This window comes from Micromonospora sp. LOL_014 (assembly GCF_048060245.1).
GTDB lineage: Bacteria > Actinomycetota > Actinomycetes > Mycobacteriales > Micromonosporaceae > Micromonospora_E.
On sequence record NZ_JBHMIP010000038.1, the window covers coordinates 25,677 to 52,367 of the forward strand.

The following is a 26,691-nucleotide window of genomic DNA, read 5'->3' on the forward strand; positions in this document are numbered from 1 at the left end:
CCTACTCCTTCGGGTCAGTGGCGCGCGTCAGCGGCCGAGCAGCTTCTTGATGCGCTTGACGTCGGCCGGCGACACCTCGACGGTGCCGGTGAGCCGGCGGGTCCGAGTGGAGGACTTGCCCTCCAGCAGGTGGCGCTTCCCCGCCTGCTCGGCCAGGATCTTGCCACGGCCGGTCACCTTGACCCGCTTGCCCATACCGGTGTGGCTCTTCATCTTTGGCATGTGTCGCGTCTCTCCCCTGTCACTCGCCGGTGTTCCCGGCGGGTCCGGCCGTGGCGGCCGGTGGTGGTGCCTCAACGGCACCGGATTCCCGGTCCCGGGAGGCTCCGCCGCCCCGGGCCGCCGTCGCGGCGGCCGCAGCGGCCTTGGTGGCCCGGTGCGGGGCCAACACCATGATCATGTTCCGGCCGTCCTGCTTCGGTGCGGCCTCGACGTACCCCAGGTCGGAGATCTCCGATTCGAGCCGGCGCAGCAGCCGGTAGCCCAGCTCCGGCCGGCTCTGTTCCCGGCCCCGGAACATGATCGTGACCTTGACCTTGTCTCCGGCCTTGAGGAACCGCACCACGTGACCCTTTTTGGTCTCGTAGTCGTGCGGGTCGATCTTGGGCCGGAGCTTCATTTCCTTGATGACGGTCTGCTGCTGGTTACGCCGCGCTTCGCGCGCCTTGAGTGCGCTCTCGTACTTGAACTTGCCGAAGTCCATGAGTTTGCACACCGGCGGGCGCGCCATCGGCGCAACCTCAACCAGGTCCAGGTCGACGTCCGCGGCCAGCTGCAGGGCGCGCTCCAGCGGGACGATGCCCACCTGCTCACCCTCAGGGCCGACCAGTCGGACCTCACGTGCCCGGATCTGCTCGTTCACGCGTGGTTCGACGCTGATGGGGCCTCCTCGAGTCGGTAATCTCCGTGGTGCCGTCGCACCCCGGGCCGGCCCCCGGTTGGGGACGCCCCGGGAAAGCAGAAGGCCCTGGCACATGCCAGGGCCTGCTCGACCGGTCGGTGACGCCGTCGACGGCGTCGGCTCGGTGGCGGACGGACCGCCAACGGGAGACCGGACCCGCCCGCTGGATGATGGTCCGCGGTACAGGTGGGAGCAGGCGCTCCGCTTTCGCGACTACCTCCGCCCGGCTGCCGGCTCGCGCCGGCGCCGCCGGTCGAGGGCAGCGTGGTCGACGCGACAAGCCTATCAGGCTCCGGTCGTAGCCGTACGCCCGGTCCGGTGTCAACAACCGGTGCCGGCCAACGGCGGTCGGCCCGCAGCGTCAGCCGGCGGTGGTCGCCGCGCGGCCCGCAGCGTGTAGCCGGCGCAACGCCCGGACCGCCTCGACGGCGTGCTCCCGGTCGACGGACTGCAGCGCCAGCACCGGCACCAGCTCGTCATCGGCCAACTCCAGGCTGGCCCAGGCGGCGTCCCGGTCGAAGCGGACCGCCGTGACCAGCGACCACGGCAGCTGGTAGGTGCGCAGTACGTTGCGCACCCGTACCCCGTCGGCGTCGGCTTCGACCCGGGGCCGGGTGAACAGCAGGATCACGGCCGCCCCCACCAGGCCGAGACCGATCATGGCGGCCTGGTCGCCACGCTGGAAGCTGCCCATGTTCGCGCCGGTGGACCCCTGCAGGCCGAAACTGACCGCGGTGAAGACCAGCAGCAGCGCGGCGGCCAGCGACCAGCACATCACCCGCAACCGGCGGGCACGCACCACCAGCGGGCCGGTCAACTCGGCGGTCGGGTAGGTCGGCTCGTCTGCCACCCGGTCAAGTCTGCCACCGCACCGTCGCGGCCGACCGGCCGGGAGCGGCGGGCACCCCGGCCGGACACCAGCACCGCGACGATGATCAGCGCGGCACCCGCGATCAGACCCGGGCTGACGCCGGGACCGCCGGGGACCAGGACGTCGATCAGCAGCGCCCCGACGAGCTGACCGGCGACCACTCCGAGCCCGGTCCGCAGCACCCCGACCGACCGGACCCCGACCAACAGCGCCACCACGATGCAGACGCCGAACAGCCCACCGAGGTAGAGGTACCACTCGCCCGGCCACGCCCGGCCGGCCGCCGCCCGGTAGCCACCGAGCAGGCCGGCCGCGACCAGCACCAACGGCGTGCTGACCACGAAGTTCGCCACCGTGCCCATTGCGGTGGTGCTGGCCGCCGAGACCCGCCCGTTGAGCGCTGACTGGACCGACACCGCCAGCCCGCCGGCCACCGCCAGCGCGATCACCCCGACCGCGAGCTGCCCGACCGGCCGGCCGACCTGGGCCACCACCACCGCGCCGATGCCGAGCAGCGCCCCGACCAGCCGGGGCCCGGTGACGGCGAGCCGGCCGGCCGGGGCCAGCCCGACCCGATCCACCGCCAGGCCGCCGAGGCTGTTCCCGGCGACCTGGGCGATGGTCAGCACCGCCACCCCGAGCACCGGCACCGCGTAGGCGGCGGCGGTGACGAAGAATGCCCCGCCGACCCCGCCGAGGTAGGTCCACCAGGGCAGCCGGGCGGCCCGCAGGGTCCGCAACCCGGCGCGCATCGACGGCAGGAGCAGCAGCCCGACGGCGACCAGCAACGATCCACCGATGTTGTTGACCACCGCTCCGATGGCGGCGCTGCCCATCCGGGCACCGAGTTCAGCGTTGACCGCGCTCTGCGACGCGGACGCCACCCCGCCGAGCCCGGCGACGGCCAGCGCCAGCCAGGGCGGCAGCACCCCGGCGAGGCGGCGCGGGGTCCGCTGGGGCGGATTGCTGGCCGGCGTGGGGTCCGATGGTGTCACCCGGTCACTCTGACAGCCGGCCACGACGGTGCCTGCGACGGCCCGCTCGGGTTGTCACGTGAAGTCGATCCGGTAGGTCCGGGTCCGGGTGCCGTCCTCGCCGGTGACCTCCACGGTGGCGGCCCGGCCTTGCGCGTCCGCCTGGGTCACCGTGATCTCGGCGTACGGGTCGACGGCGGTCGCGGTGACGTGCGGCAGCTGCGGGCCGGCCGGTACGGCGTACCGCGTCGTCGCCGGATCGAAGCCGGCCAGCGGTACCCCGTCGAGCGCGATCGCGGCGGCGTCCGCCTGCGCGGACGTCCCCGGCACCGCCACGGCGACCTCGATCTCACTGAGGGTGATGTGCCGGTCCGGGTACGCGGTGAGGATGATCCGCACCGCGTCGGTGACGGCCGTGACCGGCACCTCGACCACCGGCGCGGTGGGGGTGCCGGTGGGTACGTCCACCGGTCCGCCGGCGTCGGCCCAGTCACCGTGGGCGTCGCGGACCTGGGCCCGCAGACTGCTGGCGTAGCTGTCCGAGCCGTCGCGGTAGAAGTGCACGGCCACCCGGGCGACGGAGTGTTCCCGGGGCAGGGTCACGGTGAGCGTGTCGGTGGGGTTCTTGGCCCCCGGCCGCCAGTTGGACCAGGCCTTGTCGGTGCGGTTGCCGTTGGTCAGACCCACGGTCGAGTAGCCCGGCTCGGTGAAGGTGGCGTCGATGCCGCTGACCGCGGTCGTCGCCTCGACCGGCGGGGTGACCTGGACCCGGACCGTAGCGGGCAGCTCCGCACCGTCGCCGGCGTCGGCCCGGCCGGTGACGGTGACCACCCCGGGCTGGTCGAACGCGCCGGGCGGCGCGGCGTCCCACCGCACCGGGCGGTCGACGGCGAGGCCCTGGCTGGACAGCGCGGTGACCGTCGCCGGCAGGTCCGGCCGGCCGCCGACAAACGCCTTCGCGCGGGCCGGTTCGGTGGCGGTGAGCGTGTCGACGACGACGCTGGCACGGGCGAGGTGGGTGCGGCCCTGCGCGTCGGTGACCCGACCGGTGACGGGGACGGTACCGGGCTGCTTCCACCGCGCCGGGGCGACGTCGCGCCAGGTCACCGGGAGCGGGCCGCCGGGGCCGTCGCGGTGCAGCGCGACGACGGTCGCCGGCAGCGTCGGCGCGGTGCCGGGCGTGGTGAACAGGTCGACCGGTTCCAGCCCGACGACCTTTTCGTCGAGGATCCGCCAGCGCTGGTTGGCGCCGGAGTTCGGCAGCCAGACGGAGACCGCAGCCCCGTCGTGGGTGGCCTGCCCGCTGACGTCGAGCAGCCGGCCGGTGGCGACGTTGACGAAGGTGTACGTCCCGTCGCCGGTGGTGGACAGCATCCACTGGGCGGCCGGGGCGGGCTCGCCGTCGGCCGGCACGATCGCGGCGGCGGCGGCGACGACGGCGAGGCGGCGCTGTCCGTCGACGGTGCCGACCGCGTACCGGGCCTGGTTGTCGAAGCCGTCGGTCAACCGGGTGAGCTGCCACAGTTGGGCGGGATCGTGCGGCGTGCCGGTGCGGATGACCGGCGCGTCGCCGGCCGGGGTGAGCGACCGGCCGCTGGGCACACCGGCGATCCGGTAGACATGGTTGTCCCGGATCAGGGTCTCGTCGAGCAGCACGCCGGAGACGCCGTCGATCAGGAAGGTGGTCACCGACCGGGCCGGCACGTCGAGGCGGGCGGTGCGGTCGGTGACGGCCACCGGGGTGCCGGGGCGCAGCGCCCCGGCGGCGCTGGTGACGACCGGAGTGACGGTAGCGTCGGGCGCGACGACGCGGAACGCCGACAGGTCCAGTGCCACGGTACGGGCGTCGGTGCTCGCGTTGACGTGCACCACGGTGGCCCGTTTGCCGGTGGCGATGGCGGCGACGCTGTTCGGGTCGTCGACGGCCATCAGCCGGTCACCGGGGCGGATGTGGTGGGTGAAGTTGCGCAGCGTGTCGAACTTGGTGTTGGTGTAGATCGGGCAGGTCTGCAGCGTGTCGGCGGCGGTGCAGTCGAACGGCACCTGGATGCTGCCCCAGTTGGAGCCGAGCGGAAACTCGCCGCCGGGCGCCATGTTGTCGTAGTCCTCGACCGGCTGCCACAGCACCCAGGCCGACGGCTCCAGCTCCCGCAGATCGTCGACGACGTGCTGGGCGATGCCCAGACCGGGCAGCATGCTGGTGAAGTCCTGCCCGCCGCTGCCGTACGAGCCCTCCACCTCGCTCATCCACAGTGGTTTACCTTCGGCCTTGGCGACGTCGCGCACGGCGGTGCGCTGCCCGGTGCCGTAGGTGTGCACGTTGAGCTGCGCGATCCGGTCGCGTGCGTCGGTGCCGTAGGCGTGCCAGTTGGTCAGGAAGGTGCTCGGGTTGGTCTCGTCCATCGCCGAGATCACGGTGTCGCTGCCGGCGGCCCGCAGTGCGGCGTCCACCGCCTCGATCACCTGCTGCTGGCTGGTCGGACCGGCGTGGGCGCCCTCCTGGCGACCACCGACCGGCTGGCCGTCCGGGCCGAGCCGGGTCGACCAGTACGGCGTGTTCGGTTCGTTGAGCGGGTCGATGGTGGCGACGTCGATGCCGTGGGACCGCTCCAGGTGTTCGGTGACCCGCACCAGATAGGTGGCGAAGTCGTTAACAGTGTCCGGGCGGATCTGGTCGGCCGTGGCGTCGAAGCCGCCGGAGACGTAGCCGCTGATCGTCTGGAACCACGGTGGCGAGTTGCTGAACGTCTCCCAGTGGGTGACGTCGGCTTTGATCCGGTCGACCCACCAGCGTTGCGCAGGGTCGGCGGCCCAGTTCCAGTGCGTCGGGTCGTCCGGGTCCCACCAGTCGCGGTCGTCGCGGGTGGTGCCGTCCGGGGCCTGCCACCAGCCGGGTACGGCACCGCCGGGTCGCAGGTAGTCGGGCACGTCCGGGGCGTTGCCGCCGCCGATGTTGTACCGGGCGATGTTGAGGTTCAGCCCGTCATCGCCGAAGAGCAGTTCGGCGAGCCGGTCACGGATCTCGTCGGGGTAGCCGCCGGTGGCGTTGGCGAACCAGACCAGGCTGGTGCCCCAGCCCTGGAACTGCTGCCCCCGGTAGGCCGGGTCGGGTCGGACGGTGACCACCGGGGCCGGGGCGTCGGCGACGGGACCGGGTGTGCCGGCGCGGGCGACTCCGGTGGCGGGATCCCCGACGGCCGCGACACTGGCGGCGAGGACGAGGACGAGGGCGCACAGCGCGGCACCGGGTCGGCGGGCCGGCTTGAGTCCTGGCACGGTGGACGGCCTCCTTCGGCGTACGATCAGGGCCGATGTTTACGTAAACATCGGCCCTGATCGTGGCACCGCCCGCCCAGTAGCGTCAACCCGGGCCCGCGCGAGCCGGGATCAGAACGGGAAGCGGCTGATGCCGCCCTGCATGGTGAGCCACTGGGTCTCGGTGAACGCCTCGATGTTGGCGGCCGGTCCACCGAACCGGCTGCCGGTGCCGGAGGCGCCCACGCCGCCGAACGGCGCCACCGCCTCGTCGTCGACGGTCTGGTCGTTGATGTGCACGATGCCGCTGGGGATCCGGTCGGCCAGCTCCATCGCCTTCATCACGTCCCGGCTCAGGATGCCCAGCGAGAGGCCGTACTCGGTGTCGCCGGCCATCGCGACCGCCTGGTCCAGGTCGGCGAAGGTCGCCACCGGCGCGACCGGGCCGAACACCTCCTGAGCGAACGCCGGGGTGGTCGGGTTGGCGTCGGCCAGCACCGTCGGCCGGTAGAACAGCTCGTCGTAGGTACCGCCGGCCGCCAACCGGGCCCCGGCGTCGACGCTGGCCGTGACCAGCGAGTGGATCTTGTCCCGCTGATGCTCGTCGATGATCGGGCCGAGCGCCACCTGCGCCGCCGCCGGATCCCCGACCGGCAGGTGGTCGGCCTTGGCCGCCAACTGCTCGACGTACCGGTCGGCGATCCGCTCGTGCACCAGGTGCCGGCCGGTGGCCATGCAGATCTGCCCCTGGTGCAGGAACGACCCCCAGGCGCCGGCCGAGGCGGCGAGATCCAGGTCGGCGTCGTCGAGCACGATCAACGCCGAGTTGCCGCCCAGCTCCAGGTGGGCACGCTTGAGATGGCGGGCGGCGGCCTCGCCCACCTTGCGCCCGGCGGCAGTGGAGCCGGTGAAGCTGACCACCCGGACCCGGGGGTCGACGATCAACGCCTCGCCGACGGCCGCCCCACCGGGCAGCACGTGCAGCAGCCCGTCGGGCAGGCCCGCCTCCTGGAAGATCCGGGCGATCGACACCCCGCCGCAGACCGCCGTACGCGGATCGGGCTTGAACACCACCGCGTTGCCCAACGCCAGGGCCGGCGCGATGGACCGGATGGACAGGATCAGCGGGAAGTTGAACGGTGCGATGACGCCGACCACTCCGACCGGCAGCCGGCGCGCCAAACTCAGCCGGGGCTGGCCGCTGGCCAGGATCTCACCGGTCGGGTGCGACGGCAGGGTGGCCGCCTCGTAGCACTCCTGGGCGGCGGTGGTGGTCTCCACCTCGGCCTTCGGCGGCACCGACCCGGCCTCGCGGATCAACCAGCCACCGATGTCGTCGGCGTACTGCTCGAACAGCTGACCGGCCCGGCGCAGCACGGCGGCCCGCTCCAGGTAGCTGGTGGCGGCCCAGTCGCGCTGCGCCTGCGCGGCCCGGACGCAGGCCCGCGTCACGTCGTCGGCGTTGCCGACACCGACCCGGCCGATATCCTGCCGGGTGGCCGGTGAGGTGACGACCCTGGTGCCGCCGGCCGCCTCAGTCCAGCCGTCGCTGAAGATCATGCCGTGCCACGTCGTCGTGTCGAGTAGTGCCATGAGGAACCTCCAGCCGGTCGGAATCCGAATCCTCCATACCTTCCCGCACCAGCACCGAATCCACCTCAGGAACCGGCGTCACCCGTACGAGGAGTTGAGCCGCGACCGGACACGACGACGGCGAGCAGGATCGGTGCCGCGCCGACCAGCATGCCGGCACCGTCGAGGGCCCGCCCGGGACGAGCACGTCGATCAGCAGCGCGCAGACGAGCTGCCCGCCGAGTACGGCCAGCCCGGTCCGCAGCACGCCCACCGACCGGACCCCGACCAGCAGGCCGATCATCACCAGCACCCCGAACAGGCCGCCCAGGTAGAGGAACCACTCCCCCGGCCAGCCGCCGCGCGTCGCGGCGCCGACCGCGCCGAGCAGCGCCGCCGTCCCAGCACGAACGGGGTGGCGACAGCGAAGTTGACCACCGTGGCGGCGGTGGTGGAGCTGGCCGCGGCGACCCGCCCGTTGAGCGCCGACTGCACCGCGACCGCGAGTCCGGCGACGACCGCGACGGCGACCAGCCCGACCGCCAGCTGTCCGACCGGGCGGCCGAGCTGGGCGACCGCGACCGCGACGACACCGAGCACCGCCCCGGCGACCCGGGGACCGCTGACCGCGAGCTGGCCCGCCGGAGCCAGCCCGAGGGCGATCATCGACGAGCCGACGATGTTATTGATGATCGCGCCGACCGGTGCGCTGCCCATCCGGGTGCCGAGTTCGGCGTTGACCGCGCTCTGCGACGCGGACGCCACCCCACCGACCCCGGCGACGACCAGCGCCGGCCAGGGCGGCAGGACCTGTCGAGTGGTGGTGGTCAGAGGCGGCAGGCGTGGATCGAGGTGACCAGGATGGCGCGGGCACCGACCTCGTACAGCTCGTCCATGATCCGGTGCACCTCGGCGCGGCGGACCATGGCCTGCACCGCCACCCAGCCTTCGCGGTGCAGCGGCGAGATGGTCGGCGACTCGATGCCCGGGGTCAGCGCGGTCGCCTGCTCCAGCAGGTCGGCGCGCACGTCGTAGGCGAGCATCACGTACCGGTGGGCGACCAGGACTCCCTGCAGCCGACGGATCAGCTGGTCGGCCTGCCCGGTGGTGGCGGTGCCGGCCGGGTGCACCAGCACCGCCGAAGAGCGCAGGATCGGCTCACCGACGGTGACCAGGCCGGCCTGGCGCAGCGTGGCACCGGTCTCCACCACGTCGGCGATGACGTCGGCGACGCCGAGCCGGATGGCGTTCTCCACCGCTCCGTCGAGCCGGACCACCTCGGCCTTCAGCCCGTGTTCGCCGAGGTAGCTCTCGACCACCCCGGGGTACGCGGTGGCGATGCGTCGCCCGGCAATCTGCTCCGGCACCCGGGTCAGGGTCTCCGGGCGGGCGGCGAACCGGAACGTCGCCCCGGCGAAATCGAGGTCGAGCAGCTCCTCGGCCGGGCTGCCGGAGTCGATCAGCAGGTCCCGGCCGGTGATGCCGAGCTCCAGCTCACCGCTGCCGACGTAGGTGGCGATGTCGCGGGGCCGCAGGTAGAAGAACTCGACGTCGTTGGCCTCGTCGCGGCAGACCAGGTCCTTGGGGTCGGTGCGTTGGCGGTAGCCGGCCTCGCGCAGCATGTCGGCGGCCGGTCCGGAGAGGGTGCCTTTGTTCGGTACGGCGATGCGCAGCATCTCGGTCTCGCTCCTGTCGAGGGTGTGAGGGTCACACGAGGGTGCGGTTCACGGTCGCAAGGGCGGGTCAGAGATGTCGGTAGACGTCCTTGAGCTCCAGGCCGGTGGCCAGCATCAGCACCTGCGCCTGGTAGAGCAGCTGGGAGATCTCCTCGGCGGCCCGGTCGGGGGTCTCGTGCTCGGCGGCCATCCACGCCTCGGCCGCCTCCTCGACGACCTTCTTGCCGATGGCGTGCACGCCGCGCTCCAGCGCGGCCACCGTCGACGAGCCCGGGGTCCCGGCCGCCGCCTTGGCCTGCAGCTCGGCGAACAGCTCCTCGAACGTCTTCACGGTGCCCGATTGTGGCAGCCCGGCACCGGGCGGGTCGGCACCGGGTCCGCACCGGTCCACCTGCTGATCACCGTACGGCGGTCGGTGCGGGTCGCCGTCCGTCCGCCGGGCGATCGGTCACCGTACGGTGATTGCGGCGTCGACGAGGTGCCGGGGGGCCTCGTCGGCGACCATCGACTCCTCGTACGCCTCGATGATGTAGTCACCGGGCGGCAGGCTCAGCTCGACGAACGCCTCACCCCGGCCGGGTGCGCCCGCGTCGAGCGTGACGTACTGCCGGTGCACGACCTGTCCGCCCTGGCGGATCCGCAGCTGGGCGGTGGCCTCGTGGACGCTGCCGGCGAGGTGCACCGTGAAGGTCGACCCGACGGTGTCGCCGTGCTGCGGGTCGATCAGCCAGAGCATGGCCAGGGTGTCCAGCGCGGCCCCCTTGGTGATCTCGTCACCGGTGTCGATGTGACCCCACAGCCGGTCCACCGGCTCGCCGTCGAGCAGCAGCCGGATCCTCGGGTCGCCGCCGGTGACGCCGGCGACAGTCCAGGCGAGCTGCTGCACCGCGGCGGCGGCCCCGGCGGCGTCGAGGTTGGCGACCCCGGCTCCGGTGATGTTGACTCCGACGATGTCGTACTGGGTCCACACGGTGGCCACGCTGGCCCCGGCCGGCCACAGGGTGCGGTAGTCGGGGTCGGCGAGCCGGGCCGCGGTGAGCATCTCGCCGAGCGCGGCCCGCAGTTCGGCGACGACGCCGGTGTCGGTCAGCTGAAAACGGTGGAACTCGCGGTAGAGCCGCGACCCGCCGCTGTCGGCCGCGTCGACGTAGTAGACCGGCAGGGTCGCCACCGGGGTACCGGCCTGCTGTCCGGCGGCACCGGCGGTCGGCGGACCACCGGTCGCCGGGCCGGCGACCGGGCCGTCGCGGTCGGCCGGCCGGTCCGTCGGCTGGCTGGTCGATGCCGCGCCGGGCGGGGCTGGGCCGGCGCTGGCCGCCCCGGACGGCGGGCCGGGCTGCGGGGCCGGCGGCAGGCAGCCGACCACGCCGACCAGGCTGGCGGCGACGGTCGCGGCGGCGGCACCGAGCAGCACGGCCGGCACCCGGCGCCGCCGACGGGCGTCGATCTCCCTGCGGATCGAGGTCAGCCCGTCGTGCCGTACGTCGGTCCGGTCGGCTTCGGTGTGCAGCGCCCGGCGCAGCAGGTCGGCGGTGCGGGCGTCGCCGGGCTGGTTGTCGTGGTCGGTGTCCATCACATGCCGTCCAGGCTGGTACGCAGCGCGGCGATGCCGCGTGCGGTGTGGCTCTTCACCGCGCCCCGGCTGACCCCCATCGCGTCGGCGATCTGCGCCTCGGACAGGTCGGCGTAGTAGCGCAGCACGATCGCCTCCCGCTGGCGGGGCGGTAGGGCGCGCAGCGCGCTGATCACGTCGGCGTGGCGGAGTTGGTCGAGGGCGCCGGCTTCGGCGCTGGGTGCGTCGGGGTCGGGCCGGGCGGCGGCCAGGTGGGCCTGCACGACCCGTCGGTGGCGGATCGCCGACCGGCACCGGTTGACCACGGTGACCCGCAGGTAGCCGAGCGCCTTGTCGGCGTCGCGGAGCCGCCACCAGCGGCTGTGCAGGGCCACGTAGGCGTCCTGCACGATCTCTTCGGCCATGCCCGGTTCCCGCAGCAGCAGGGTGGCGAGGCGCACCAGCGGGCGGTAGTGCGCGGCGAACAGGCGGGTGACCGCCTCGTCCGCCGCCCACGTCGTCGTCTGTGCCCGCTGTCGTGGCATCGTCCTCCCCGAGCCCAGGTCGGTGACCAGTTCGGGCGTCACGCCACTACGACGTGTCACCAGCGCATCTGGTTTACCGCGTGAGCGGCGGGAACGTGACGGGTCGGGGTACTGCTGTTGGCGAGGGTCAGGTTCAGCCCACCGGTACGGCGTGAACGGCCCGCAGGGCCAGGGCGGCGTCGAGTACGGCGACCATCGACGACCAGCCCTTGTCCTCGGCCGAGTCGGGCAGCCCGGCCCGGTCGCGGGCCTGGTCGATGGTCTCGACGGTGAGCACGCCGTGCCCGACCGGGGTGGACTCGTCGAGTGACACCCGGGTCAGGCCGTCGGTGACCGACCGGCACACGTAGTCGAAGTGGGCGGTGGCGCCGCGTACCACCACGCCGAGGGCGACCACCGCGTCACAGCGCCGGGCCAGGGCCTGGGCGACGACGGGCAGTTCGACGGAGCCGGCGACCCGGACCACCTGCACATCGGCGACACCACAGGCGTCGGCGGCGTCGAGCGCCCGGGTGAGCATCGCGTCGACCAGGTCGGTGTGCCAGCGGGCGGCGACGACGCCGACGGTGAGCCCGGCGGCGTCGACGCTGGAGACCCCGGGTTCGCCGAATCCGGCCATCAGGCCCGCCCTCCGGATAATTCGCCGACCGGGTCGAGGTCGGTCGCGCCGTCGAGGTCGGCCGGTGCTGCGCCGGCCGGCTGGTCGAGACCGTCGAGCAGGTGGCCCATCCGGTCCCGTTTGGTACGCAGGTAGCGCACGTTCTCCGGATGCGGGTGGACGGTCAACGGTTCCCGATCGACGACGTTCAGGCCGTACCCGGTCAGCCCGGACACCTTGTCCGGGTTGTTGGTGAGCAGCCGGATCGACCGGACCCCGAGGTCGTGCAGGATCTGCGCGCCGGTGCCGTAGTCGCGGGCGTCGGCGGGCAGGCCGAGCTCCAGGTTGGCGTCGACGGTGTCTCGTCCCTGGTCCTGCAGCTGGTAGGCGCGCAGCTTGTGGGCCAGGCCGATGCCGCGGCCCTCGTGGCCGCGCAGGTAGAGCACCACGCCGCGGCCCTCGGCGGCGACCCGGGCCAGGGCGGCGTCCAGCTGCGGGCCGCAGTCGCAGCGCAGCGAGCCGAACACCTCCCCGGTGAGGCACTCGGAGTGCACCCGGACCAGCACGTCACGGCCGTCGTCGAGGTCACCGTGGACCAGGGCGATGTGTTCGGCCGGGTCATGGGCGACCCGGTACCCGACGGCGCGGAACACCCCGTACGGCATCGGCAGCCGGACCTGCGCGACCCGCTCGACGTGGGACTCGGTCCGCCGCCGGTGGGCGATCAGGTCGGCGATGGTGATCAGGGTGAGCCCGTGGTCGGCGGAGAACTTCTCCAGGTCGGGCAGACGCATCATGGTGCCGTCGTCGTTGACCAGTTCGCAGAGCACCCCGGCGGGGTGCAACCCGGCGAGGCGGGCCAGGTCGACGGCGGCCTCGGTGTGTCCCGGCCGGTGCACGACGCCGCCGGCCCGGGCCCGCAGCGGCACGATGTGGCCGGGCCGGGACAGGTCGGCCGGGCCCGCGTCGGGGTCAGCGAGCAGCCGCAGGGTGTGTGCCCGGTCGGCGGCGGAGATGCCGGTGCTGACGCCTTCGCGGGCGTCGACGGTGACGGTGTACGCGGTGCCCCGCCGGTCCTGGTTCGTGTGGTACATCGGCGGCAGGTCGAGCCGGTCGCATTCGGCTTCGGGCAGCGGCGCGCAGATGTAGCCGGAGGTGTGGCGCACCATGAAGGCGACGAGCTCGGCGGTGGCGTGTTCGGCGGCGAAGATCAGGTCGCCTTCGTTCTCTCGGTCGGCGTCGTCGACGACCACCACGGCCCGGCCGGCGGCCAGGTCGTCGAGGGCCTGTTCGACGGTGCCGAACCCGGCGGCGGTCACGGGCGGACCCCCCCGCCGACGGACCGTGCCCCGTCCAGTTGCTTCGCCACGTACTTCGCGATCACGTCGACCTCCAGGTTGACCAGGGCCCCGACCGGTTTGCGGCCGAGGGTGGTGAGTTGCAGGGTGGTGGGGATCAGTCCGACGCCGAACCAGCCGGCCACGCCGGGCCCGCCCGACCCGCCGGTCGCGGTCGCGGCCGCGGCGTCGCCGTCGGACATCTCCATGACGGTCAACGAGACGCCGTCGACCGCGATCGAACCTTTTTCCACGACGTACCGGCGCAGGCCGGCGGGCAGGCTGAACCGGACCTGCTCCCAGCGGTCGCCGGGGGTGCGTCCGACGACGGTGGCGACCCCGTCGACATGGCCCTGCACCAGGTGCCCGCCGAGGCGGGTGGCGAGGGTGGCGGCGCGTTCCAGGTTGACCGGGTCGCCGGGCCGCAGCGTCCCCAGTGAGCTGCGGTCGAAGGTCTCCTTCATCACGTCGACGGCGAACCGTTGTCCGTCGACGGAGACGACGGTGAGGCAGACTCCGTTGACCGCGATGGAGTCGCCGTGCCGGGCGTCGGCGGCGACCAGTGGGCCGTGGACGGTGAGCACGCCGCTGGCGCCGTGCCAGTCGAGCGGGCCGGCCTCGCCCAGCTCCTCGATGATGCCGGTGAACATCGACTCAGCCCTCTTTCTGCCGGGGTACGGCGGTGATCCGCAGGTCGGGGCCGACCTGGGTGACGTCGACGATGGTCAGGTCGATGGCGTCGGTGATGGTGTGCACTCCGGCGTCGCCGAGCGCGGCGGGGCCGGCGCCGAGCAGTCTCGGGGCGAGGTAGCCGACCACCCGGTCGACCAGGCCGGCCCGTAGGAACGCCCCGGCGAGCACCGGGCCGCCTTCGAGCAGCGCGGAGCGGATGCCCCGGTCGTAGAGGGCGGTCAGCAGGGCGGTGAGGTCGACCCGGCCACGGTGGTCGGCGCCGACGTCCGCGGTGGTGGCGATCCAGGTGCCGGCGGCGGCGTCGCGGACCCGGGCGTCGGCCGGGGTACGCCCGGAGCTGTCCACGATCACCCGCAGCGGCTGCCGGACGGCGGGTCCGCCGGCGCTCGGGGTCCGGACGGTGAGCCGAGGGTCGTCGGCGAGAACGGTGCCGACGCCGGCGATGATCGCGTCGGCGGTGCCGCGCAGCGTGTGGACGTCGGCGCGCGCCGCCTCCGAGGTGATCCACATGCTGGTGCCGTCGTCGGCGGCGGAGCGGCCGTCGAGGGTGGCGGCGTACTTCCAGGTGATGTAGGGGCGGCGCCGGCGGACGGCGGTCAACCAGGCGATGTTGGCGTTCTCGGCCTCCTCGGCGCGCAGCCCGACCTCGACGTCGATACCGGCGGCGCGCAGTGTCTCGGTGCCACCGGCGGCGATCGGATTGGGGTCGGGAACAGCAAGCACGACGCGGGCGAGCCCGGCGTCGACCAGGGCGGTGGAGCAGGGTCCGGTGCGCCCGACGTGGTCGCACGGTTCGAGGGTGACGACGGCGGTGCCGCCGCGGGCCCGGTCGCCGGCCTGGGCGAGGGCGGCGATCTCGGCGTGCGGTCCGCCGGCGTAGGCGTGGAAACCTTCGCCGACGACGTGGCCGGCGGTGTCGAGCAGGACGCAGCCGACGATGGGGTTGGGGCTGACCGAGCCGAGGCCACGGACCGCGAGGTTGATGGCGCGCCGCATCGCCTCGTCTTCGGAGAGGATCGCCATGGCCGTTTCTCTTCTCCTCGCCTGCCGGGGTGCGCGGCGGGCGGGAGGTGCCGGGCCCGGTGGGGGTGGCCGGCGACAGCGTGGCGGCGGCGGAACGCCTCGGCGCGCGGCCACGACGGACCGGCCCCGGGGCGCTGCACGGGTACGGCGGTGCCGGTCGGGGCACGCCACACCAGAGCGTCCGTTCCGCGCGCTGTCTCCCATCCGGACTGTCTGGGCCGGTCCGTGCCGGGTTGGCACGGTCTGACCCAACCGTCGGCTCCGGAGTCTCACCGGATCCACCGGGCGTCGTCTGCGACGACGACCGGGTCGCGGGCTGGCCACGGCTTGCGCCGTGGATCACCGCCGGTTCGGAATTTCACCGAGTCCCGCCAGCGCGTGGTGGGTGCTTCTCCGAGTGTTACACGGGACACCGGGATCATCGCCAGGGACGCGACCGACCTCGCAACTGTCGGATACCCGACAGTTGTCTATCGTCGGTTCGTTCGCGCAGGTCAGTTGGTGGACAGCCGGCGGTCGACCGCGATGTACGAGCCCGGTTGGCTCTTGGCGACCGACTTCATCTCGTTGGCCACCGTGATGATCTCGCGGGGGTCGCTGAACCGGCGGCTGCCCGCCGACACCGCCACCCCGACCGAGAGAGTGACCAGGGCCGCCTTCTGCAGGTTGCCGCGCCGGTCCTTGACCTCCACGTAGCCGCGCCGGGCGTCGGACGGGTCGTACAGCTCGTCGGCGGCCTTCTCGAAGTCGAGGATCGCCTGCTCGATGATCGGCCGCACCTGTTCGGGCGCGCAGACCACCACGAAGTCGTCGCCGCCGATGTGGCCGAGGAACGCCGGCGGCAACCCGATCGACACCACCGCCCGGTGCATGCAGCGGGCCAGCGCAGAGATGAACTCGTCGCCACGGGCGAAGCCGTACACATCGTTGACGCTCTTGAACCGGTCGATGTCGACGTAGCCGACGGCGTAGTCGGCACCGCTGCGGACCCGGTCGGTGATCTCCCGGCTGACCCGGGTGTTGCCGGGCAGCCCGGTCAGCGGGGACACCTCGCGGTACTCGCGGTTGCGCCGCAGAGTGGAGCTGACCCGGGCGATCAGCTCCGAGGTGTCGAACGGCTTGACCAGGTAGTCGTCGGCGCCGGCGGTCAGCCCGACGACCTTGTCGACGGTCATCCCCTTGGCGGTCAGCATGATGATCGGCAGCGCCGCGGTCATCGGGTCGGCCCGCAGCCGCCGGGTCAGGTCCAGCCCGCCGATGCGGGGCATCATCAGGTCGACCACGGCCAGGTCCGGGCGGTGCCGTTCGATGATCTCCAGAGCCTCCTGACCATCATGGGCGAGCATCACGTCGAAGCCGTGCAACCGCAGGTTGACCTCGACGAACCGGGCGATGTCGACGTCGTCGTCGGCGACCAGGATCAGGTCCGGCCGGGACTCGGCCCCTTCCGGGCTCACCACCGTGGCGCGGTCCGCTCGGCGATCTGCCGCAGTCTGCGGACCGCCTCGGCGGGGTCCTCGGCACCGTACACGGCGGTGCCGGCGACGAACGCGTCCGCGCCGGCCGCAGCGGCCTGCTCGATGGTGTCCGCGGCGATCCCGCCGTCGACCTCGATCCGCAGCTCAAGATGGCCGCTGGCGGCGTGCCGGCGGGCGGCGCGGACCTTCTCCAGCATCTCGGGGATGAACCGCTGGCCGCCGAACCCCGCCTTGATCGTCATGACCAGCAGGGTGTCGAAGCTGGGTAGCAGCTCCAGGTAGTCCTCCACCGGGGTGTCCCGGTCGACCGCCAGGCCGGCCTTGGCCCCGGCCGACCGCAGCTCCTTGGCCAGCGCCACCGGGTCGTCGCACGCCTCGGCGTGGAAGGTGACGTTGTACGCGCCGGCGTCGGCGTAGCCCGGTGCCCAGCGGCGCGGGTCGGTGATCATCAGGTGCACGTCGAACGGCAGCGAGGTGGCCGGCAGCAGACTCTGCACCACCGGCAACCCGATGGTCAGGTTCGACACGAAGTGGTTGTCCATCACGTCGACGTGCAGCCAGTCCGCCGCCCCCTCGACCGCGCGGGCCTCGTCGGCCAGACGGGAGAAGTCGGCGGCCAGGATGCTGGGCGCGATGAGCGGCGCTGGTGCGGTCACCGCGCCAGTCTACGAACGTGAGCAAGCGTTCCACACCCGCCACGACGATCGCCCGCCCGACGGGTGATCCGCCGGCCGGATCCGCCGGCGGACCCGCCGATGGACGGCCGACCGGGCAGTAGCCGGGGCGGTCGGCGCCGGGCCTGCGACCAGGCGTCGCAGGCGGGTACGCCGACCCAACAATCCGCGCGAATGCGTTATTGACTGCCTTTTGCCGACATCACGCGACGGGGCCGGTAGTGGCTCGAATAGCTCCAAGATCCACCAGCGGCAATGCAGGATTTCTGATTGTAGCTGCGCCAGCACCTTCGGTAAGGTGACCGCCATGACCGACCAGCGTCGCGTCGGCGCAGATCCGGCTGCCCGCAGCAGAGCGAGGCCAGTTCCACGGCTCAGCATCCGGGAAAACCTCGTCGGGATGCAGGCTATGCGCCGGGACCAGCTTGCTTTTCTTCAGGAGGCGGTCCGTAACCACGGCGACATCTTCAGGATACGTCTCGGTGGTATGCCGATGGTAGTACTCACCAACCCGGAGCACATCCACCATGTCCTGGTCGACAAACACGCCAACTACGACAAGGAAAGCTTCCTCTGGCGTACGGTCCGGGCGATCCTCCGGGAAGGACTGATCGGCAACCGGGGCGACGAGACCTGGCAACGCAACCGCCGGCTGATGCAGCCGACGTTCAACCACGCCAGCGTGGCCCGCTTCGCCCCGAACATGACCGGCCTGACCGCGGACATGATCCGCCGATGGGTGCCGGAGGCCGCCTCCGGTGCGCCGGTCGACGTCGTCGGACCGCTCACCGACCTGGCGCTGAAGATCGTCCTGCGGTCGCTGTTCGGCGTCGAGCCCGACGAGCGCAGCCACCAGTTCGAACGCGACTTCCTGGAGGTCAACCGCCGGCTCGGCGACTTCCTCCGGTTCCCCTTCCCGCCGCTGAGCTGGCGCACCCCGTCCCGCAACCGGATCCGGGCGCTGACCCGGAAGCTGGACGGCTTCGTCCGCTACCTGATCGAAACCCGCCAGCACGAGCGCGACAGCGACCACCGGGACCTGTTCAGCCTGCTACGGCACGCGGTGGACCCGGTCACCGGCACCGGGCTCACCCCGGACCAGCTCTCCACCGAGATCCTGGCGATGATCATTGCCGGGTACGAGACCACCAGCAACTCGATCTCCTGGGTGTACTACCAGTTGGCCCGCCACCCGCAGGTGCAGCAACGGGTGCACGACGAGGTCGACACCGCCCTCGACGGGCGGGTGCCGACCTTCGACGACCTGACCCGGCTGCCGTACACCCGGATGGTCATCGACGAGACGCTGCGGCTGTTCACCCCCGCCTGGCAGACGATGCGGAGGGCGGTGACCGACGACGTGGTCGGCGGCTACCGCATCCCGCAGGGCACCGAGGTGCTGATGAACCTGTTCCTGCTGCACCGGCACCCGGACTTCTGGCCCGACCCGGACCGCTTCGACCCCGACCGGTTCACCCCGGCGGCGGTCGCCGCCCGGCCCCGGCACGCCTACCAGCCGTTCGGCAGCGGCCCACGGCACTGCATCGGCAAGCACTTCGCCCGTACCGAACTGCATCTGATCACCGTGATGCTCGCCCAGACATTCGCGGTCAGCCTGCCCGAGGGCGCGCCGCCGGTCGGCTTCGCACCGCTGGTCACGCTGCACCCGGCGGGCGGCATGCGGCTCCGACTGCACCGCCGCTGACCTGCCCCCGCCGCCCTCGTACGGCACCGCCGCTGGCCTGTCCGTCGCGTCGACCCGTGGAAAGTGAGAAGAGCATGTCCCCGCAGGTACGCAGCCGCGCCCCGGGCGGCACCCGGGAGATTCCCACCGTCACGCCAGGCAGCGGCGTCGGCGGCACCCTGGCCTTCAAACGCGACCAGCTCGCCTTTCTCGGCCGGGGTGTCGACCGCTACGGCGACATTTTCCGGTTCCGGCCGCTGGGCATCCCAATGGTGCTGGTCAACCATCCCGACTACATCCGTCACGTGCTGGTCGACGAGGGCGAGAAGTACGACAAGAACGCCGTACTGTTCAAGGTCGTCCGGCCGGTGCTGCGGAAAGGGCTCATCGCCAACCCGGACATGGATCTGTGGCGACGGCAACGGCGGATGATGGCGCCGCACTTCACCCCCCGTACGGTGAGCTCTTTCACCCGGAACATGACCGACGAGGCCGAACAAATGCTCGTCCGGTGGGAGCGGAATTACGGCCGGGGCGGCACCCTGGACGTCACCGACGAGATCGGCCAACTCGCCCTGCGAATCGTCAACCGGTCGCTGTTCAGCGCACAGGTCGGCGACATCGCGCAGGCCTTCGAACGGGCATTCGGCGAGGCCAACGCGATCCTCGGCGCGTTCTTCCGGTTCCCGTTCCCGCCGTTGAGCGTGCCGACCCCCCGGCACCGCCGGCTGCGGGCCGCGATCGCCGACATGGATACCTTCGTGTCGACCTTCATCAACCGCCGGCTGCACGAGGAGGTGCCCACCGGCGAGGAGACCGATCTGCTCACCCTGCTGCTGCACACCGTTGACGAGGCCGACGGCCAGCGGATGGACCTGGAGCAGCTGCACCACGAGGTGCTCAACATCTGCATCGGCGCCTACGAGACCACCACCAACACCCTGTCCTGGGCGTTCTACCTGCTCGCCCGGCACCCGGAGGTGGAGGCGAAGCTGCACGCCGAGGTCGACTCGGTGCTCGCCGGGCGGACGCCGACCTTCGAGGACCTGCCCCGGCTGCCGTACACCCGGATGGTCGCCGACGAGACGCTACGCATCTACTCGCCGGCGTACCAGTTCATGCGCCGGGCCAGCTCGGCCGACGTGATCGACGGCTACCGGGTGCCGGCCGGCACCAACATGCTGATCAACAGCTACCTGCTGCACCGGCACCCCGACTTCTGGGACGACCCGGAACGCTTCTACCCGCAGCGGTTCACCCCGGAGCAGGTGGCCCGGCGCCCGAAGCACGTCTACGTGCCGTTCGGCAGCGGCCACCGGGTCTGCATCGGCAAACACTTCGCGCTGTCCGAGCTGGTCCTGGTGCTGGCCACGGTGGCCCGCCGGCACCGGCTCGTACTGCCACCGGGCGCGCCCGAGGTGCGACCGGAGGCGCTGATCACCCTGCACCCCAAGGGCGGGGTCCACCTCAACCTGGAGTACCGGTGACCTTCACGGACGACACGGCCAGCCACCTGACCCACGACCCGGTCCAGCAGGCCCTCGACTGCTTCCCCTACCAGCTCAACCCGCACGTCGAACAGGCCCGCGCGCACCTGACCAGTTGGGTACGCGATACCGGACTGGTGCTGCGTGAGCAGGCCCGCGCCCGATTCGACCACGCCGACTTCGGCTGGTTCGCGTCGATGGTCTACCCGACCGCCGACGCGGCGCACGCCGAGCTGATGGCCGACTGGTTCGCCTGGCTGTTCCTGGTCGACGACCAGCTGGACGACGGCGCCGACGGACGCAGCCCGCAGCACCTCGCCGAGGTGATGGCCGCGATGCGGCAGGTACTGTCCGCCGACGACTTCGGCGCCGCCGACGCGCGGCGCCGGGACCTGCCCCGGGCGGTGTCGTCGCTGGCCGACCTGTGGTGGCGTACCGCGCCGGACGCCACCGCGCGCTGGCGGCGACTGTTCGTCCGGCACCTGGAGCAGTGCCTGACCACCGCCGCCACCTGGGAAGCCGGCAACCGGCTGTCCGGCACCGTGCCGGACGAGGCCACCTACATCGAGAAACGCCGGCACACCGGGGCGATCTACGTCTGCATGGACTTCATCGACGTCATCGAACGGATCGACATGCCCGACGAGGTGTACGACAGCGCGCCGTTCCGTACCGCCCTCGACGCCGCCTGCAACGTGGTCTGCTGGACCAACGACATCTACTCACTGGACAAGGAACGCGCCCTCGGCGAGGTGCACAACCTGGCGTACATCGTCGGCTACCACCACGGGCTGGACCGCGACGCCGCCATGGACCGGGTGACCCGGGCAATCGGCGCCGAGACCGACCTGTACCTGACGGCGCAGGCGCAGCTACGGCGAACCTTCCCCGGACGGGCGGCGGTGCTGGAGCCGTACCTGGCCGGGATGCGCAGCTGGATGCGCGGCAACGTCGAATGGTCCAGCCGGACAAAGCGCTACCAGCCGACGCAGACGACCACTGAACCGGCACCACAGGAGTATCTGGAGGCCACGTTGCTCGGGAGCCAGGGTTGACCGCCGCGACCACCGCACAACGCGACGCCTGGGCGCGGCTGGCGGCGGCGCGGACGTTGATCGGGCCGCAGCTGCGCCGCGCCGTCGACCGGCTCGCCGAGCCGATCCACACCGTCGCCGGCTACCACTTCGGCTGGTACACCGCCGACGGCAGCCCGGCCGACGCCGGCTGGGGCAAGGGGCTGCGCGGCGGCCTGGCATTGGCCGGCGCCGAGGCGGTCGGCGCCCCGGCGGCCCGGGCGGTGCCGGCGGCGGTCGCGGTGGAGCTGGTGCACAACTTCACCCTGCTGCATGACGACGTGATGGACGGCGACCGGACCCGGCGGGGCCGGCCCACCGCCGGGGCCGCGTTCGGCGACGCGCAGGCCATCCTGGCCGGTGACGCGCTGCTCGCGCTGGCCTTCGACACGGTACGCGGGCAGGCCGCCCCGGCCGCCGCCGAGCTGTGCCAGGTGCTGCTGGAGCTGGTGGCCGGGCAGAGCGCCGACGTGGCGTTCGAGTCGCGTACCGCCGTGGGGTTGGATGCCTGCCTGGCGATGGCTGCCGGCAAGACGGCGTCGCTGATCGGCGCCGCCTGCGCGGTCGGCGCGATCAGCGGCGGCGCCGACCCGGACCGGGTCGACGGACTGAAAGGGTACGGCCACCACCTGGGGATGGCGTTCCAGCTGGTCGACGATCTGCTCGGCATCTGGGGCGACCCGGCGGTGACCCGCAAACCGGTCGGCGCCGACCTGCGGCAGCGCAAGAAGTCGCTGCCGGTGGTGTTCGCGATGGGCAGCGGCACACCGGCCGGCGCCGAGCTGGCCTCGCTGTACGCGATACCGGGTGCGTTCGCCGACGGGCAGGTGGCCCGGGCCGCGCTGCTCGTCGAGCAGGCCGGCGGCCGGGACTGGGCGAGGCGGGAGGCAGACCGGCACCGGGCGGCGGCGCTCGACCGGCTGGCGACGGCCCGGCCCGCAGCCGACGCGGGTACAGCGCTCACCCAGTTCGCCGACCTGGCCGCCCACCGGGACCGCTGAACGGCACCCGCCGTCGTTCCAGACCTTGATGGACGGCTGACGCACGGGCCCGGCCGGTCCGTAGCCGGCCCGGTGTCGTACCCTCGTCGGCTTGAGTGGACAACGGGGAGGCGGCAGGATCATGGCGCGACGGTGGGATGCCCGGGCGAGGCTGGTGGCGCTGCTGACCGCCGCGTCGCTGACCACGACGGCCGGCTGTGTGCCGCCGTCTCCGGGCGTGGACGGGGATCTGGTCGACAACTGGGCCGCGTTCGACGAACCCGTCCACCTCACCCCCGAGGCCGGCAGCTGCCACAACGATAGTCGGCGCTTTATCGCCTGGGAGAGCTACCGCCCGGTCGGCTGCGTCCGGTACCACCTGGTGGAGACCGTGCACGTCGGAACGCTCGGCGACGACCCGGCGGTGCCGTTCGACGAGGACGGCGCGGCGGACGGCCTGATCGCGGCCCGACGGGCCGCCCGGCCCGAGTGTGACCGACGGGTGAACGAGTTCCTCGGCGGTCCCTGGCAGACCGCCCGGCTACGGATGACGGTCGTGACGCCGTCCGACGCCGCCTGGACCGGCGGGGCCCGCTGGTTCGGGTGCGACGTCGGTGTCGTGGACAGTCCTGGCGGCCCACTGGTCGACTGGTACGGAACCGTCGAGGGTGCGCTGCAGGCTCCCGGCCATCCGCTGCTACTGACGTGCTATGACTCGGCGGCGGTCGGTGTCGACGACGAGCCGCTGACCGAGCCGCTGGACTGCGACACTCCACACCAGGCCGAGTTCGCCGGCACGTACGTGGAGGACAAACTGGGGTACGACGAGGTGGAGCTGAACGACGAGCGGGTCCACACCCAGTGCCGCAAGGTGGTGGCCGACTACGCGAAGGTGCCGAACAACGGCGACCTGCAGTACCGGGTGGGCACCATCTACACCTTCTCCGACGTCCTTGACTGGGCGGAGGGCGACAGGACGATCCGCTGCTTCGCCTGGCGGGCCGACCCGCTGTTGACCGGTTCGGTACGCGACGGCGGCACCAGCGCCCTGCCCATCCAGTACCAGTGAAGCGGCAGGTTCTCATGATCTTGCAGCCGCTACGGACCGGGATGGTCGCGCTACTGGCCGCCGCGTCGCTGGCCGTGCCGGCCGGCTGTGCGGCACCGCCGCCGGGGGACCGACGGCACCCTCACCGACGGTTGGGCCGGGTTCGACGAGCCGACCACCTTCGTCCCGCAGGCCGGCACCTGCCACCGCGACGAGGCTGCCTCGGGCAGCGGCAGGTACTACCGGCTGGTTCCGCTGCGACCTGACCGAGATCAGCAGTGTGTTCCGGGGCAAGGTGCTGCCCCGGACCGGAAGCCTGCGCGGCACGCTGGCCGACGGGCGCGCTTCGGCTGGGCTGCCACGACGTGCGGTGGGGTGACGACCACCTCGAAGCGCTGGAGCCAGTCGACGAGGACCTGCCCTACCGGGTGGCCACGTTCTGGTTCCGGACGGGAACCCTTCGGTGTGGGAAGGCGACCTGCGAGTCCGCTGCTTCCTGTACGTGCCGGACTTCACCACCCCGCTGCTCCGCTCCGCCGAGGGCGGCGGTCCCGACCTGTTCCCGGTCTGGTAGCCGCTCACGATCCCTGGCCCTCCAGCTGACCCGACCCCGACCAGGCATAGTGCCGACCGCCCGGGAGGTCGTCGCCGCACTCGGCATCAACCAGAACACAGTGCACAAGGCGTACCGCGAACTGGAACACGACGGTGTGGTGCATCCCGGCCCGGCGTCGGCACCTTCGTACTGGCGTCGCTGTCGGCGCGCCGCGCGGCCCGGGGCCCGGCGATCCGCACCCAGCTGGCGGCCTGGGTCGCCACCGCCCGCGCCGCCGGCCTGGACGACGACGACCTGCGCGCCGTCCTGGCGGCCGAACTGGCCGAGAACGCGTCGCCCCGGACGACGGACAACCAGCCGGGGCGGACCGGGTGCTGACGGGGCCGGCCGAGCTGGCGCAGCGGCTGCGGGCGGCGGACCAGCCGCGGACGGTTCAGGCGAGGTCTGCTACCGAGCGTAGTGCTTCGCTGTCTCGTACGACGATCCCCCGGGTCGAGACGATGCCCTCCGACCGAAGTTCACTGAGTGCTTTCTGCAGGCTGACCTGGGCGGCGCCGCAGAGGGTGGCCATCTCGTCCTGGGTCAACCGGATGTCGACGACCATGCCCTGTGGGCTCCGCCGTCCGTAGGCAGCGGCGATCTCCCACAGAACCCGGGCGAGGCGAACCCGTAGCGGGTAGTGAGTGAAGTCGATCCGACGCCGGTTGGCCCAGCGGAGACCAGGGTCGGGTCGCCCGGAGGGATCTCACCTCCGGGCTCCCACGGAACGGAGCGTGACAGTCTCCCGTCACTCCGCTCGTACCACCCTGGCCATCATCAGAGGGTTACGGACCCAGGCCCAGTGCGCGAAGTAGCGCGGGTGTTGCGCGATGATGCGTTCCCACACGACTCGCGCCTTGCGTCGGGGTCGTAGCCGCCGGTACTTCTTGCGGATCCAGCGCACCAGGTAGGAGTTGATACGCGCCAGGAGGGGGTTGAGCGCGGAGCGGTAGAACCGCCCGTAGTAGCTCATCCACCCGCGTACGACGGGGTTGATCATCTCGGCGAGTTCGGCCCGGCTGAGGTCCAGCCGGCGGTGGATCTGCCATCGCCGGACGGTACGGCTGAGTCGTTTGAGAGCGTCCTTGCTGATCGCCGGGAGGAACGCGGTGAACACGTCCCCTCGACGGTCCTTGGCCCCGCGAGGACGGAACGTGTACCCGAGGAACGTGAACGAGGTGTCCGGACGGGCGCCTCGCCGGTTGGTGTCCTTGCAGTACACGATCCTGGTTTTGTCCGGGTGCAGGCGCAGCCCGACCTCGATCGTCCTGTCCTCGATCGCCTGGCGCACCAGGTGCGCCTGGCGTTCGCTGGCGCAGTGCACCACGGCGTCGTCGGCGTAGCGTTCGAACGGCACGGACGGAAATGTCCGGGCCATCCAGGTGTCGAACGCGTAGTGCAGGAACAGGTTCGCCAGCACGGGTGAGACCGCGGACCCTTGCGGGGTTCCCCGGTCTCGGGGTTGCAGGCTGCCGTCGGGCTGCTGCATCGGGGCGGTGAGCCACCGTTTGACGTACAGCAGGACCCAGGGCAGGTCGGTGTTCGCCTCCACCGCTTTGATCATGAGGTCGTGGTCGACGCTGTCGAAGAACGCCTGGACGTCCAGATCGACGACCCAGTCGTAGCGCCAGCACCGTTGCCGGCATGCCGCTACCGCGTCCAGCGCCGACCGTCGCGGCCGGTAGCCGTAGGAGTCGGGGTGGAAAATCGGTTCGACCTTCTCCTCGATCCTGCGGGCCACCACGGTCTGCGCCACCCGGTCACCCACAGTGGGCACACCGAGTGTCCTGACCCCACCATGCGATTTCGGTATCCGCACCGCTTTCACCGGAGGCGGGAAGTAGCTGCCCGAGGACATCCGATTCCAGATCTTGTACAGATTGCCTTTCAGATCTTTCTCGAACTCCTCCAGGCTCACGTCGTCGACTCCGGGTGCTCCGTTGTTCACCTTGACTCTTTCGTACGCTTCCCAAACTTCCCACTTCGAAATCTCGAACGGTTTCTCTGACAATGTCAGCTCGCTCCCCATAGTTCCTCCCAGATCGTTTTGCGTTCTGGTTGACCAGACGAACCAACTGCGGATGGCCCGGCCCCTTCGCTCCACCCCGATTACCGGGGCTTCGTCACTACTACGGGCCGGTCCGCCAGCGCGTCTCGCATCGGTACTCGCACCTCGCGGGCACATCCCGCTCGGCTACTCCCTCTCGCCAGGCTACCCGGGGCGGTATCGAGACACGCCTTCCCACGTTCCAAGCAGAAGCCGCAGACCAGGCTCATGCCGCCTCCATGCCGAGCACCGCCTGGCCAGTCATCGGGCACCCGCCAGACTCATCCCGCAGCCAACAACCAGGACCACGGTTCTGATGCCACTTCAAACGTAACGACACGTCAACAGCGGTTCGGGTTCACTCATCTTCCCGGTCCCCACCTGACACCTCTCACGGCGCCTTTTCCACATCGCTCACCACGACGGTCTTCAGCCAACGCAGCATGTGGTGGTTTGAAGCCACCTCCCGAAAGGCGACTCCGAAGGGCCAAACCTTCATCTTCTGCACAGCATCGATTCCTGAAATCGCTCCTACATTGCGATCACCATTCCTCGTTCGTGGCACACGCTGTTGCGTAGTCGGTTGAGGGGCTCTTGAGCTGGGGTTTTCGATGGGATTCGGCGAGTT

Annotated in this window: 26 protein-coding genes; 5 read left to right on the forward strand and 21 right to left on the reverse strand. The window is 71.7% G+C overall.

Going from position 1 to position 26,691, the window contains the following annotated elements; genetic code table 11:
• Positions 1 to 27: 27 nt before the first annotated feature.
• The 18 genes from rpmI to rpe form a co-directional block, all read right to left on the reverse strand.
• Positions 28 to 222, reverse strand: coding sequence for a 50S ribosomal protein L35 (gene rpmI, locus ACFHW1_RS25775; protein ID WP_416557062.1), 195 nt, complete (start codon positions 220 to 222; stop codon positions 28 to 30).
• A 19-nt stretch (positions 223 to 241) separates the two neighbouring features.
• A complete protein-coding gene (gene infC / locus ACFHW1_RS25780) occupies positions 242 to 862 on the reverse strand; it encodes a translation initiation factor IF-3 (protein WP_123601270.1) in 621 nt (206 codons plus the stop codon).
• A 400-nt stretch (positions 863 to 1,262) separates the two neighbouring features.
• Positions 1,263 to 1,676: a PH domain-containing protein gene (locus ACFHW1_RS25785; protein ID WP_416590087.1), complete on the reverse strand. Its 414-nt coding sequence runs from the start codon at positions 1,674 to 1,676 to the stop codon at positions 1,263 to 1,265.
• Between the two features lie 38 nt (positions 1,677 to 1,714).
• Positions 1,715 to 2,767 (reverse strand): DMT family transporter, encoded by a 1,053-nt coding sequence (locus ACFHW1_RS25790; protein ID WP_416567753.1) that lies wholly within the window; start codon positions 2,765 to 2,767, stop codon positions 1,715 to 1,717.
• Positions 2,768 to 2,821: 54 nt separating this feature from the next.
• A complete protein-coding gene (locus tag ACFHW1_RS25795) occupies positions 2,822 to 6,022 on the reverse strand; it encodes an Ig-like domain-containing protein (RefSeq protein ID WP_416616305.1) in 3,201 nt (1,066 codons plus the stop codon).
• Between the two features lie 111 nt (positions 6,023 to 6,133).
• Positions 6,134 to 7,594 carry a benzaldehyde dehydrogenase gene (locus ACFHW1_RS25800; RefSeq protein ID WP_416616307.1) on the reverse strand — a complete coding sequence of 487 codons (1,461 nt, stop codon included), beginning with the start codon at positions 7,592 to 7,594 and terminating at the stop codon, positions 6,134 to 6,136.
• Complete coding sequence (locus ACFHW1_RS25805) at positions 7,536 to 7,877, reverse strand: hypothetical protein (RefSeq protein WP_416616309.1); 342 nt, start codon at positions 7,875 to 7,877, stop codon at positions 7,536 to 7,538. The genes ACFHW1_RS25800 and ACFHW1_RS25805 overlap by 59 nt, the downstream gene beginning before the upstream one ends.
• Positions 7,877 to 8,338: a DMT family transporter gene (locus ACFHW1_RS25810; protein WP_416616311.1), complete on the reverse strand. Its 462-nt coding sequence runs from the start codon at positions 8,336 to 8,338 to the stop codon at positions 7,877 to 7,879. Before ACFHW1_RS25810 ends, ACFHW1_RS25805 begins: the two co-directional genes overlap by 1 nt.
• 62 nt (positions 8,339 to 8,400) lie before the next feature.
• Positions 8,401 to 9,249, reverse strand: a complete 849-nt coding sequence (gene hisG / locus ACFHW1_RS25815; RefSeq protein WP_416557068.1) for an ATP phosphoribosyltransferase — start codon at positions 9,247 to 9,249, stop codon at positions 8,401 to 8,403.
• A 67-nt stretch (positions 9,250 to 9,316) separates the two neighbouring features.
• Positions 9,317 to 9,580: a phosphoribosyl-ATP diphosphatase gene (locus ACFHW1_RS25820; protein ID WP_123604575.1), complete on the reverse strand. Its 264-nt coding sequence runs from the start codon at positions 9,578 to 9,580 to the stop codon at positions 9,317 to 9,319.
• 117 nt (positions 9,581 to 9,697) lie between these two features.
• Positions 9,698 to 10,822, reverse strand: a complete 1,125-nt coding sequence (locus ACFHW1_RS25825) for a Gmad2 immunoglobulin-like domain-containing protein (RefSeq protein WP_416557069.1) — start codon at positions 10,820 to 10,822, stop codon at positions 9,698 to 9,700.
• Complete coding sequence (locus ACFHW1_RS25830; RefSeq protein ID WP_416557070.1) at positions 10,822 to 11,406, reverse strand: SigE family RNA polymerase sigma factor; 585 nt, start codon at positions 11,404 to 11,406, stop codon at positions 10,822 to 10,824. Before ACFHW1_RS25830 ends, ACFHW1_RS25825 begins: the two co-directional genes overlap by 1 nt.
• Before the next feature lie 73 nt (positions 11,407 to 11,479).
• On the reverse strand, positions 11,480 to 11,965 hold the full coding sequence (gene ribH / locus ACFHW1_RS25835) for a 6,7-dimethyl-8-ribityllumazine synthase (protein ID WP_416557071.1): 486 nt from the start codon (positions 11,963 to 11,965) through the stop codon (positions 11,480 to 11,482).
• Entirely contained in the window at positions 11,965 to 13,263 is a 1,299-nt protein-coding gene (locus ACFHW1_RS25840; RefSeq protein WP_416557072.1) for a bifunctional 3,4-dihydroxy-2-butanone-4-phosphate synthase/GTP cyclohydrolase II, read from the reverse strand. Before ACFHW1_RS25840 ends, ribH begins: the two co-directional genes overlap by 1 nt.
• A complete protein-coding gene (locus ACFHW1_RS25845) occupies positions 13,260 to 13,931 on the reverse strand; it encodes a riboflavin synthase (protein WP_416589976.1) in 672 nt (223 codons plus the stop codon). The genes ACFHW1_RS25840 and ACFHW1_RS25845 overlap by 4 nt, the downstream gene beginning before the upstream one ends.
• A gap of 4 nt (positions 13,932 to 13,935) precedes the next feature.
• A complete protein-coding gene (gene ribD, locus ACFHW1_RS25850; protein ID WP_416557074.1) occupies positions 13,936 to 14,997 on the reverse strand; it encodes a bifunctional diaminohydroxyphosphoribosylaminopyrimidine deaminase/5-amino-6-(5-phosphoribosylamino)uracil reductase RibD in 1,062 nt (353 codons plus the stop codon).
• Between the two features lie 494 nt (positions 14,998 to 15,491).
• A complete protein-coding gene (locus ACFHW1_RS25855) occupies positions 15,492 to 16,454 on the reverse strand; it encodes a response regulator (protein ID WP_416557075.1) in 963 nt (320 codons plus the stop codon).
• Positions 16,451 to 17,131: a ribulose-phosphate 3-epimerase gene (rpe, locus tag ACFHW1_RS25860; protein WP_416616313.1), complete on the reverse strand. Its 681-nt coding sequence runs from the start codon at positions 17,129 to 17,131 to the stop codon at positions 16,451 to 16,453. The genes ACFHW1_RS25855 and rpe overlap by 4 nt, the downstream gene beginning before the upstream one ends.
• A 427-nt stretch (positions 17,132 to 17,558) precedes the next feature.
• On the opposite strand from rpe, the gene ACFHW1_RS25865 reads away from it, so the two are divergent.
• The 5 genes from ACFHW1_RS25865 (at position 17,559) to ACFHW1_RS25885 (ending at position 23,442) form a co-directional block, all read left to right on the forward strand.
• A complete protein-coding gene (locus ACFHW1_RS25865; protein WP_416616319.1) occupies positions 17,559 to 18,854 on the forward strand; it encodes a cytochrome P450 in 1,296 nt (431 codons plus the stop codon).
• Positions 18,855 to 18,910: 56 nt separating this feature from the next.
• Positions 18,911 to 20,320: a cytochrome P450 gene (locus ACFHW1_RS25870; protein ID WP_416557077.1), complete on the forward strand. Its 1,410-nt coding sequence runs from the start codon at positions 18,911 to 18,913 to the stop codon at positions 20,318 to 20,320.
• Entirely contained in the window at positions 20,317 to 21,375 is a 1,059-nt protein-coding gene (locus ACFHW1_RS25875) for a terpene synthase family protein (RefSeq protein WP_416567744.1), read from the forward strand. The genes ACFHW1_RS25870 and ACFHW1_RS25875 overlap by 4 nt, the downstream gene beginning before the upstream one ends.
• Positions 21,372 to 22,394, forward strand: a complete 1,023-nt coding sequence (locus ACFHW1_RS25880; protein WP_416557079.1) for a polyprenyl synthetase family protein — start codon at positions 21,372 to 21,374, stop codon at positions 22,392 to 22,394. Before ACFHW1_RS25875 ends, ACFHW1_RS25880 begins: the two co-directional genes overlap by 4 nt.
• Positions 22,395 to 22,515: 121 nt before the next feature.
• The gene (locus ACFHW1_RS25885; protein WP_416567743.1) at positions 22,516 to 23,442 is read left to right on the forward strand and encodes a septum formation family protein; all 927 of its coding nucleotides are present in this window, start codon (positions 22,516 to 22,518) and stop codon (positions 23,440 to 23,442) included.
• A 968-nt stretch (positions 23,443 to 24,410) separates the two neighbouring features.
• On the opposite strand, the gene ACFHW1_RS25890 is transcribed toward ACFHW1_RS25885, so the two are convergent.
• The 3 genes from ACFHW1_RS25890 to ACFHW1_RS25900 all read right to left on the reverse strand — a co-directional run.
• On the reverse strand, positions 24,411 to 24,671 hold the full coding sequence (locus ACFHW1_RS25890) for a helix-turn-helix domain-containing protein (RefSeq protein WP_416616321.1): 261 nt from the start codon (positions 24,669 to 24,671) through the stop codon (positions 24,411 to 24,413).
• 93 nt (positions 24,672 to 24,764) lie between these two features.
• Entirely contained in the window at positions 24,765 to 26,045 is a 1,281-nt protein-coding gene (ltrA, locus tag ACFHW1_RS25895) for a group II intron reverse transcriptase/maturase (RefSeq protein WP_416616315.1), read from the reverse strand.
• A gap of 409 nt (positions 26,046 to 26,454) precedes the next feature.
• On the reverse strand, positions 26,455 to 26,691 hold a 237-nt coding region (locus tag ACFHW1_RS25900), incomplete at its 5' end, for a hypothetical protein (RefSeq protein ID WP_416616317.1).

Bases quoted from the DNA above. Each gene is read 5' to 3' on its own strand.
- rpmI (WP_416557062.1), bottom strand. From the start codon at position 222: ATGCCAAAGATGAAGAGCCACACCGGTATGGGCAAGCGGGTCAAGGTG.
- ACFHW1_RS25785 (WP_416590087.1), bottom strand. From the start codon at position 1,676: ATGTGCTGGTCGCTGGCCGCCGCGCTGCTGCTGGTCTTCACCGCGGTC.
- ACFHW1_RS25800 (WP_416616307.1), bottom strand. From the start codon at position 7,594: ATGGCACTACTCGACACGACGACGTGGCACGGCATGATCTTCAGCGAC.
- ACFHW1_RS25805 (WP_416616309.1), bottom strand. From the start codon at position 7,877: ATGATCGGCCTGCTGGTCGGGGTCCGGTCGGTGGGCGTGCTGCGGACC.
- hisG (WP_416557068.1), bottom strand. From the start codon at position 9,249: ATGCTGCGCATCGCCGTACCGAACAAAGGCACCCTCTCCGGACCGGCC.
- ACFHW1_RS25825 (WP_416557069.1), bottom strand. From the start codon at position 10,822: ATGGACACCGACCACGACAACCAGCCCGGCGACGCCCGCACCGCCGAC.
- ribH (WP_416557071.1), bottom strand. From the start codon at position 11,965: ATGGCCGGATTCGGCGAACCCGGGGTCTCCAGCGTCGACGCCGCCGGG.
- ACFHW1_RS25845 (WP_416589976.1), bottom strand. From the start codon at position 13,931: ATGTTCACCGGCATCATCGAGGAGCTGGGCGAGGCCGGCCCGCTCGAC.
- ribD (WP_416557074.1), bottom strand. From the start codon at position 14,997: ATGGCGATCCTCTCCGAAGACGAGGCGATGCGGCGCGCCATCAACCTC.
- ACFHW1_RS25865 (WP_416616319.1), top strand. From the start codon at position 17,559: ATGCGCCGGGACCAGCTTGCTTTTCTTCAGGAGGCGGTCCGTAACCAC.
- ACFHW1_RS25885 (WP_416567743.1), top strand. From the start codon at position 22,516: ATGGCGCGACGGTGGGATGCCCGGGCGAGGCTGGTGGCGCTGCTGACC.
- ltrA (WP_416616315.1), bottom strand. From the start codon at position 26,045: ATGGGGAGCGAGCTGACATTGTCAGAGAAACCGTTCGAGATTTCGAAG.